Raw genomic sequence first — 8,894 nt, 5'->3', positions numbered from 1 at the left:
TGTGCGTCCTTTGCCCGGTGGTGCGCTGATGGCTGCCCCCTTGATACGTGTGGTAGCCCGGAGGGAGGTCGGTGGGATGACACGGAGCCCGGACCCACGACGGACCCGGCGCTTGACCGCCGTACCAGGGGTCATCCTGCTGATCTGCCCGTCCGGCGAGGACGCTTTTAATCTTTAATGCTTTTAAGGCTCGGCGACCCACCAACCCGGTGCTCAACGTTCCGAGATGCCGCGCACCACCCCGAGCTCCACCAAGTCCTGTGGCCGCAACCGCAAGTCGTCGGCAAGCGTTTGCACGTCGTCGCGCTTCAGGATCGCCGCAGCCAGTTCCGGCGCGATGACCGAGAAATAGGCATCCGGAGTGATCCACGTGTGCTCCGGCGACGACAGCGCCAACGCCCCACCGGAACCGCCTTCCCCGATGACCAAAGTCGTGATCGGCACCCGCGTTTCCGCAACGGCGGCGAACAGTTCCGCGATCGCCGCGCCGACGCCGGCCCGTTCGGCCGCCGCGTCGTTGGCCGCGCCCGGAGTGTCCACCAAAGTCAGCACAGGGAGCGCGAACCGCGAAGCGAGCCGCACGAGCCGAGCCGCGGTGCGGAAACCGGCCGGGGTGTTGGCCGTGCCGGTCTGCGCGGCGAACGCGATCGCCCGCTCGCCCCGCCGCCCGATGCCGCACAGCATCCCGGCGTCCACGCCACCCGCCCGATCGCCGCTGATCGGCATCCGGGAGTCGAAGTAGTCGTCGAGGTAAGCCGCAGCACGGGGACGGTCCGCCGCGCGCGCCCGAAGCACCGCGCTCCACCCGTCCACGGGCAGCTCTTGAGCACCAAGAGCGCGCGGCACCTCGGCAGGCACGGCGTCACCGCGCGTGATCAGGGAGAGGATCTTGGCCACGGTCGCGTCGACGTCCTCGGGCTCCACCACGAGATCGACCGTGCCCGCCGCGAACTGGCCCTCCGCCGTGTAAGCGGGGTCGTCCGACGGGCGCACCCGGCTGCCCGCGAACCCCACCTGCGCGCCGGACACCCCGATCACGACGTCCGCCCCCGCGCCGAGCGACGCCCACAGCCCACCGGTGGTCGGGTCGCGCAGCACGGACACGTGCGGCAGACCGGCCTCCCGGTGCACGGCGCACAGCCGCGCCACGCGCTGGAGCTGCCGCAACGACAGCATCCCCTCCTGCATCCGGCTCCCACCGGTGGCGATCCGGGACACGACGGGCAGCCACGCCTGCCGCGCCTCGGTGAACGCCTCCTCGATCAACGCGCCGGCGGCCGTGCCGATCGAACCACCGAGGAACCGGAAGTCGAAGGTGATCTCCACCGAGCGCGGCCGCCGTCGCCACGACACCGACTCGACGCCACCGGACCGTTCCCGCGCCCGGTCGAGCTGGGCCTCGTAGCCCGGCCAGCCGAGGGGGTTCACCGCAGCTCCCGCTTCAGCACCTTGCCCATGTCGTTGCGCGGCAGCGCGTCCACGTACCGGACCACCCTCGGCCGCTTGTGCGGCGACAGCAGCCGGGCCACGTGATCGCTCAACACCTCCGGAGCGGGCGGCTCGCCGTTCGCCACGACCCACGCCACCACTCGCTCACCCAGGTCGTCGTCCGGCTCGCCCGTCACCGCCACCTCGGCCACCGACGGGTGCTCCAGCAGCGCGTTCTCGATCTCGCCCGCACCGATCTTGTAGCCACCGCTCTTGATCAGGTCCGTGGCGCGCCGGCCGACGATCCGCACGTACCCGTCCGGCTCGACCACGGCCAAATCACCGGTGCGGAACCAACCGTCGCGGAACGCCTCGCGCGTGGCGTCCGGCCGGTTCAGGTACTCCAGGAACAGGTTCGGCCCGCGCACCTCGATCTCGCCCGGCTCATCACTTGCGTGACCACCCGCTTGACCACCCGCTTGACCACCCGCTTGACCACCCGCTTGATCACCCGACTGACCACCCGACCCGCCGCCGGGCTCACCGCCCACGACCCGCAGCTCGACCCCGTCCAACGGCAACCCCACCGTGCCGGGCCGCCGGTCGCCGTCCGCCCGCACGCTGGTGTTCATCAACGTCTCGGTCATCCCGTACCGCTCGACCACCCGCTGGCCGGTCAGCCGCTCGATGCGCTCGTGCACCGACGCGGGCAGCGCGGCCGAACCGGACACCAGCAACCGGGCCTTCCCGAACGCCTCGGCGTGCTCGGGCTCGGCCGCGATCCGGTGGTACATGGTCGGCACGCCGAACAGCATCGTGCCGCCGTCGCCCAACGCCTCGGCGGCCTTCGCCACGCTGAACGACCCGAGGTGGCGCACCGTCCCGCCGCGCCGCAACGGCCCGATCACCCCGACGCCGAGCCCGTGCACGTGGAACAGCGGCAGGCCGTGCACCACGACGTCGTCCTCGGTCCACGCCCACGCCGCCGCCAGCGCGTCGAGGTTCGTCGCCAACGCACGCCTCGGCAGCACCACGCCTTTGGGTGGACCTGTCGTGCCGCTCGTGTAGACGATCAGCGCGGGCGCCTCGCCGTCCGGCTCCGGCAGGTCGACCACCGGTCCGGACGGCAGCTCGTCGTCGATCACGAGGTCCGGCGCGCTGTCGGCGAGGATGTGCGCGAGCTCCCGTTCCCCGATCTTGGGGTTGAGCGGCACGACCGGCACCCCCGCCAGCAGCGCGCCGACGACCACCACGCAGGTCTCGGGCGTCGACCGGGCCCACACGGCGACCCGCCGCCTGCCCGCCAACCCGGCCGCGACCGCCCGCGCCTCGCGCGCCAACTGCTCGTACGTCAGCTCCCGGTCGGGGAACCGGAGGGCGATCTTGGACGGCGGCGAGGCCAGGGCCGGCAGCAGCATCTCCATACAGTGATGTTCCCGGCCCTCACCCGCATCACAAGTGTGGTTCGAGCCACGCCATCAGGTGGATCTTCGGCCGAGCGCCCACGGTCTGTGCCACCAACCGGCCGTCCTGGTAGAGCTGGAGCGTGGGCGCGGACATGATCCGCTGGTCGCGCGCCGTGCGCGGGCTCGCGTCCATGTCCACCTTCACCACGGTCAGGTCGCCGCGCTCCCGGTCGATCTCGTCCAGCACCGGTTCCAGCATCCGGCACGGCCCGCACCAGTCGGCGCCGAACTCCACCAGCACGTTCCCGGCGGCCACGGCCCCGGTGAACTCGTCGTCGGTCAACGTCCGCACGGCCTGCTCCTCTGCTCGGCTTCCCGCAGTTGCGCGCGCACCTGGTCCCGCACGGCCTGCAGCCGCGTGATGCAGTCGTCCAGCTCGGCCACCTTGCGCCGGTACACCTCGACGGACGCCGCGCAGGCGTCGCCGGTGGTGTGGCCGTCGCGCAGGCACTGCACGAACGGCCGGGTGTCCTCCAAGGCGAACCCGATGTCGGCGAGCGACCGGATCTCGTGCACCAGCTTCAGGTCGTCCTCGTCGTACTCCCGCTGGCCGTTTGCCGCGCGGCGCGCCGTCAGCAGGCCAAGGGACTCGTAGTAGCGCAGCGCGCGGGTGGTCGTGCCGCTCCGCCGTGCCAGTTCTCCGATGCGCACGCGTAGATCCTCCGCCTTGACGTGGACGTCAACACAAGTGTGGTGCACGCCACCCGATACCCTTGTCAGTTGTGCTAGTGCTCGCCTTGGACACCGCGACCCCCGCCGTCACGGCCGGTGTCGTCGAACTGACGCCCGGATCGCCTCCCCGGCTGCTCGCCCAGCGGGTGACGGTGAACGCGAAGGCGCACGGTGAGCTGCTCACCCCGCACCTGCAAGCGGCGCTGGAGGAGGCCGGTCACCGGCTCTCCGACCTCGACGCGATCGTGTGCGGCTCGGGACCGGGGCCGTTCACCGGCCTGCGCGTCGGCCTGGTCACCGCCGCCGCCCTCGGCCAGGCGCTCAACCGGCCCGTCTACCCCGTGCCGACGCCGGACGCCGTCGCGCTGGACGCCGCCACCGGCAAACCGCTGCTCGTGGCCACCGACGCGCGTCGCAAGGAGGTGTACTGGGCGGCCTACGACGCGGCCGGCCGGCGCACCGACGGGCCGCACGTCGACCGGCCCGCCGACGTGGTCGCGAAGCTCGCCGCGGTGCTGCCCGCCGTGGTCGAGGCCGCCGGCGAGGGCGCGGAGCTGTACGCCGACGTGATCGGGCTCCCGGTGGTCGCGGCGCGCCACCCGTCACCGGTGTCCCTGGTCGCGGCGGCGGCCGACGAGCTGCTGGCCGGCGCGCGTCCCGCCGCGCTCACCCCCCTCTACCTGCGGCGTCCCGACGCCGTGGAGCCGGTCGGGCGCAAGCGGGTGACCAAGGCGTGAGCTCCGGCACCGTCACGATCGCACCGCTGCGCAGGCAGGACGCCGTGCGGTGCGCGCAGATCGAGGAGCAGCTGTTCCCGGGCGACGACCCGTGGAGCGCGAACGCCTTCCGCAGCGAGCTCGACAACGGCAACTTCTACGTCGGCGCGTACGTCGGCGAGACGCTGATCGGCTACGCGGGGCTGGGCCTGACCGACTTCGAGTCCAGCGTGCACACCATCGCCGTCGTGCCCGACTACCAGGGCGGCGGCGTGGGCAAGACCCTGCTGCGCGCCCTGCTCGCCCAGGCCGACGAGCGGGGTCTGCCGGTGTTCCTGGAAGTCCGCACGGACAACGCGCCGGCGATCGGCCTCTACCTGGCGCACGGTTTCGAGCACCTGGGCGTGCGCCGCCGCTACTACCAGCCGTCGGGCGCCGACGCGTACACGATGGGAAGGCCCGCGAACCGTGACTGACCGGCTCATCCTCGGTATCGAGAGCTCGTGCGACGAGACCGGCGTCGGCATCGTCCGGCTCGGCCCGGACGGGTCGATGGAACTGCTCGCCGACGAGGTCGCCTCCAGCGTCGAGGAGCACGCCCGCTTCGGCGGCGTCGTGCCCGAGGTCGCGTCCCGCGCGCACCTGGAGGCGATGGTCCCGACCATGCGCCGTGCCGTGGAGACGGCCGGGATCGAGCTGCGCGACGTGCACTCCATCGCGGTCACCGCCGGTCCCGGGCTCGCGGGCGCGCTGCTGGTCGGCGTGTCGGCGGCGAAGGCGTACGCGGCGGCGTTGGACAAGCCGCTCTACGGCGTCAACCACCTCGCGGGGCACGTCGCCGCGGACACCCTCCAGCACGGCCCGCTGCCGAAGCGGTGCGTGGCGCTGCTGGTGTCGGGCGGCCACTCGCAGCTGCTGCTGATCGAGGGCCTGGCGGAGAAGATCACCGAGATCGGGTCGACCGTGGACGACGCGGCGGGCGAGGCCTACGACAAGGTGGCCCGGCTGCTCGACCTGCCCTACCCCGGCGGTCCGCCGATCGACAAGCTCGCCAAGCAGGGCAACGGCTGCGCGATCGCGTTCCCGCGCGGGCTGACCGGGCCGCGTGACTCGAAGTACGACTTCTCGTTCTCCGGCCTGAAGACCTCCGTCGCCCGGTGGGTCGAGAAGCAGGAACGCGCGGGCGAGGAGATCCCGCTGGCCGACGTCGCCGCGTCGTTCCAGGAGGCGGTGGCCGACGTGCTGACCGCCAAGGCGATCCGGGCGTGCAAGGACCTGGCCGTGGACACCTTGGTGATCTCCGGCGGCGTGGCGGCGAACTCCCGCCTGTCGGGCCTCGCGGCCGAGCGCTGCGCCGAGGCGGGCATCGAGCTGCGCGTCCCGCGCCCCCGGCTGTGCACCGACAACGGCGCGATGATCGCCGCCCTCGGCGCCCACCTGGTGGCCGCCGGCGCGAAGCCCTCCGCCCTCGACCTCTCCACCACCCCCGGCCTCCCGGTGGGCACCATCCAGATCCTCTGACCTGCGCGCGAGTCGAACCGTCAGGTCCCGATGCCGAGGCCTTCGGCGTGGCCGGCGGCGAAGGCCGCGTCGAAGGCGTCCGCGCCCAGGGCGGCACGCGCGGTGGCGGTGATGCGGTCCACGTCACCGCGTTCGCCCGCCGGCAGCGGCACGCCCACGGACGCCCGCGCCGCCGTCGCCGCACCCAGCAGCCGGGCCGCCCCGACCGCGTCACCCGCCAACGCCCGCGCGCCCGCCACCCCCTCCAACGCCAGCGCGATCGCCCGCGGGTCGCCCACCTGCCGCGCCAGCGCCAACCCCTCCGACTGCAGCCGCGCCGCCCGCGCCGCGTCACCGCGCAGCTCGGCCACGAACCCCAGCTCCGCCAGCACCAACGTCGCACCCGCCTCGAACCCGACCTGCCGGTGCCACGACCGCAGCCGCTCCCAGTGCGCCTCCGCCGCGTCCAGCCGCCCCTCCCGGCGCGCGCCCAGCGCCAACCCGGTCTCCGCGTACACCTCACCCGGCGAGAACCCGTGCTCCGCCGCCGTCCGACGAGCCTGTTCGTGCAGCTCACGCGCCTTCGCGTAGTCACCGACGGTCAACGCGACCCGTCCGAGCCAGGACAGCTTGTACGACACCTCCGGCCACGACCGCAGCTCTTCCGCCACCCGCAGCCCGTCCCGGTGCACGGCCTCCGCCCGCTCGTAGTCGCCCGACAGCTGCGCGAGCATCCCCAACCCGAACGACGCCTTCAGCTGCCCCCACCGCTCACCCGACGACGTGAACAGCTCCGCACACCGTGAAGCCGACGCCCGCGCCTGGTCCACCGAACCCCGGGCGAGCGCCTGGCTGACCCGGTCGCTGTGCGCCGCCGCCACACCCCACTCGTCACCCAGCTCCTCGAACGCCTCCAGCGCCTGCTCGGTCAACTCCTCGGCGGACGGCATGTCGCCCACGGTCGACAGCACGTACCCCAGGAACCACCGGGCCCGCGCCCGCTGTCGCGGGTCCGCGATCTCCGCCGTCCCCGAGATCGCCGACGGTTCCGCGGCCTCACCCAGCAGCACCCCGAACCCGGCCCGCCACGCCATCGTCACCGGGTCGGTCGAGGTCATCAGCCGCCGACCCTCCCGCAGCCGCCCGCGCAGGAACCAGTACCAGGTCAGCGCGGACGTCAGCCGAACGCCGTCCGCCGGCCCCAACGCGTCGTGCGCGGCGCGCAGGTTCGCGGTGTCCGCGTCCAGCCGGTCCAACCACGCCAGCTGCCCGGCCTCGCGCAACCGGGGGTCCGCCCGTTCGGCCAACGCCAGGTAGAACGCCGCGTGCCGGGCCCGCACCCGGTCGAACTCGCCCGCCTCGCGCAGCCGTTCCCGCCCGTAGTCGGCGACCGACTCCAACAGCCGGAACCGCGGCTCACCGGTGTGCTCGGGCGCGACCACGAGCGACCGGTCGACCAGCCTGGCCAGCACGTCCGCCACCTCGTCGGCCGCCACGCCGCCACCCGCGCAGACCGCCTCGGCGGCGTCCAACGCGCACCCGTCCACGTGCACGGACAGCCGCCGCAGCACGGTCCGCTCGGCGTCACCGAGCAGGTCCCAGCTCCAGTCGATCATCGCGCGCAACGTCCGCTGCCGGGCAGGCGCGTCCCGGTGCCCGCCGGCCAGCACCCGGAACCGGTCGTCCAGCCGGTCGAGCAGGGCCGTCACGCCCAACCCGCGCACGCGCGTGGCGGCCAGCTCCACCGCCAGCGGCAACCCGTCGAGCCGTCGGCAGATCGCCTCCACCACCGGCGCGTTGTCCGGCGTCACCGTGAAGCCGGGCGCGGCGGCGGCAGCGCGCGCCGCGAACAGCGTGACCGCGTCCGAGAGGTCCAACGGCGGCACGGCCCACACCGTCTCGAACGCCAGCCCGAGCGGTTCCTGGCTGGTGGCGAGCACGCGCAGCTCCGGCACGGCCCGCAGCAGCCGGGAGACCAGCGCGGCGACCGGCTCGACCAGCCGCTCGCAGTTGTCCAGCACGAGCAGCACCTCGCGCCCGCGCAACGCCTCCACCAGCGCCGTCCCCGACGCGTCCTCGCGCACGCCGAGCACGTCGGCCACCGCGCTCACCACCTGCTCGGCCCGGCCGACGCCCGCCAGCTCGACCAGCCACACCCCGTCCGCGACCGACACCTGCCGCGCGACCTCCAGGGCCAGGCTCGTCTTGCCGACGCCGCCGGGACCGGTGAGCGTGACCAACCGGGCGTCACGGGGCAGCCCGCACAGGTCCCGCACCGCCCGGTCCCGGCCGACCAGCTCCGTCACGGGCACCGGCAGGTTCGTCCGCGCGGCCGGCGCGAGGTCGTGGTCGAGGATCGCCCGGTGCAGCTCGGCCAACTCGGGACCCGGCTCCAGCCCCTGCTCCTCGGCCAACGACCGGCGCAGCTGCGCGTAGCTCTCCAACGCCTCGACCTGCCGACCGGCCCGGTAGAGGGCGCGCATGTGCAGCCCGCGCAAGCGTTCGCGCAACGGGTGCCGCGCCACCTCGGCCGCCAGGTCCACCTCGCCCGGAGCCGACTCGGCGAACTCCTCCAGCGCGGCCAACCGCTCCTCGGCCCACCGCGCGAGGACCGGCGCCAGGAACGGCGCGTCCGCCAGCTCCGCCAGCGGCTCGCCGCGCCACAACGCCAACGCCTCGCCGAACCGCCCGCGGGCCACCAGCTCCCGGAACCGCAGGACGTCCAAAGTGGACGGATCGACGCGCACCGCGTACCCGGCCGGACCGTGCGCGACCAGCTCCCGCCCGCCCGGCTCGGCCGCCTCCAGCGCCCGCCGCAGCTGCGAGACCTTGGTCTGCAACGTGTTCACCGGGTTGCCGGGCGGCTCGTCGCCCCACAGGTCGAACGCCAACCGGTCCGCCGACACGGGCCGCCCCTCGTGCGCGAGGAGGTCCGCCAGCAGCAACCGGACCTTGGCCTCGGGCACCCGGACCGCCTCACCGCCCGCCGTCCACACCCCGAGCGGCCCCAACACCCCGAATCTCACGCCCCGGACGGTAACCGGAGCACCCGCAGGGGACCCCCAGCGGACCCGCAGCGATCCGTGCGCGCCACCGGCCACCGTGGAAGTCA

The 8,894-nt window shown here is 73.8% G+C and carries 8 protein-coding genes; 3 read left to right on the top strand and 5 right to left on the bottom strand.

Annotated elements, in window-relative coordinates:
• Positions 1 to 213: 213 nt before the first annotated feature.
• From AB0I91_RS41740 to AB0I91_RS41725, 4 genes are read right to left on the bottom strand one after another with little or no spacing between them, the layout of a single operon-like run.
• Complete coding sequence (locus tag AB0I91_RS41740) at positions 214 to 1,428, bottom strand: carboxyl transferase domain-containing protein (protein WP_498783439.1); 1,215 nt, start codon at positions 1,426 to 1,428, stop codon at positions 214 to 216.
• Positions 1,425 to 2,846, bottom strand: coding sequence for an acyl-CoA synthetase (locus tag AB0I91_RS41735; protein ID WP_499641802.1), 1,422 nt, complete (start codon positions 2,844 to 2,846; stop codon positions 1,425 to 1,427). The genes AB0I91_RS41740 and AB0I91_RS41735 overlap by 4 nt, the downstream gene beginning before the upstream one ends.
• A 34-nt stretch (positions 2,847 to 2,880) precedes the next feature.
• A complete protein-coding gene (locus tag AB0I91_RS41730) occupies positions 2,881 to 3,186 on the bottom strand; it encodes a thioredoxin family protein (protein ID WP_498783441.1) in 306 nt (101 codons plus the stop codon).
• Positions 3,174 to 3,545 carry a MerR family transcriptional regulator gene (locus tag AB0I91_RS41725; RefSeq protein ID WP_498783443.1) on the bottom strand — a complete coding sequence of 124 codons (372 nt, stop codon included), beginning with the start codon at positions 3,543 to 3,545 and terminating at the stop codon, positions 3,174 to 3,176. The genes AB0I91_RS41730 and AB0I91_RS41725 overlap by 13 nt, the downstream gene beginning before the upstream one ends.
• A gap of 71 nt (positions 3,546 to 3,616) precedes the next feature.
• Here AB0I91_RS41725 and tsaB point away from each other — a divergent pair, with 71 nt between their 5' ends.
• From tsaB to tsaD, 3 genes are read left to right on the top strand one after another with little or no spacing between them, the layout of a single operon-like run.
• Complete coding sequence (gene tsaB, locus AB0I91_RS41720) at positions 3,617 to 4,303, top strand: tRNA (adenosine(37)-N6)-threonylcarbamoyltransferase complex dimerization subunit type 1 TsaB (protein ID WP_498783445.1); 687 nt, start codon at positions 3,617 to 3,619, stop codon at positions 4,301 to 4,303.
• A complete protein-coding gene (gene rimI / locus AB0I91_RS41715) occupies positions 4,300 to 4,758 on the top strand; it encodes a ribosomal protein S18-alanine N-acetyltransferase (RefSeq protein WP_498783447.1) in 459 nt (152 codons plus the stop codon). The genes tsaB and rimI overlap by 4 nt, the downstream gene beginning before the upstream one ends.
• On the top strand, positions 4,751 to 5,803 hold the full coding sequence (gene tsaD, locus AB0I91_RS41710) for a tRNA (adenosine(37)-N6)-threonylcarbamoyltransferase complex transferase subunit TsaD (protein ID WP_498783449.1): 1,053 nt from the start codon (positions 4,751 to 4,753) through the stop codon (positions 5,801 to 5,803). Before rimI ends, tsaD begins: the two co-directional genes overlap by 8 nt.
• Positions 5,804 to 5,823: 20 nt before the next feature.
• Here tsaD and AB0I91_RS41705 read toward each other — a convergent pair whose 3' ends face one another.
• On the bottom strand, positions 5,824 to 8,808 hold the full coding sequence (locus AB0I91_RS41705) for an AfsR/SARP family transcriptional regulator (protein ID WP_498783451.1): 2,985 nt from the start codon (positions 8,806 to 8,808) through the stop codon (positions 5,824 to 5,826).
• Positions 8,809 to 8,894 lie beyond the last annotated feature (86 nt).

It is taken from the genome of Actinosynnema sp. NPDC049800, assembly GCF_040656635.1.
In the GTDB taxonomy this organism is placed as follows: Bacteria; Actinomycetota; Actinomycetes; order Mycobacteriales; family Pseudonocardiaceae; genus Actinosynnema.
The sequence above is the reverse complement of the archived record's forward strand: the minus strand, read 5'-3'. Positions and strand labels throughout refer to the sequence as shown.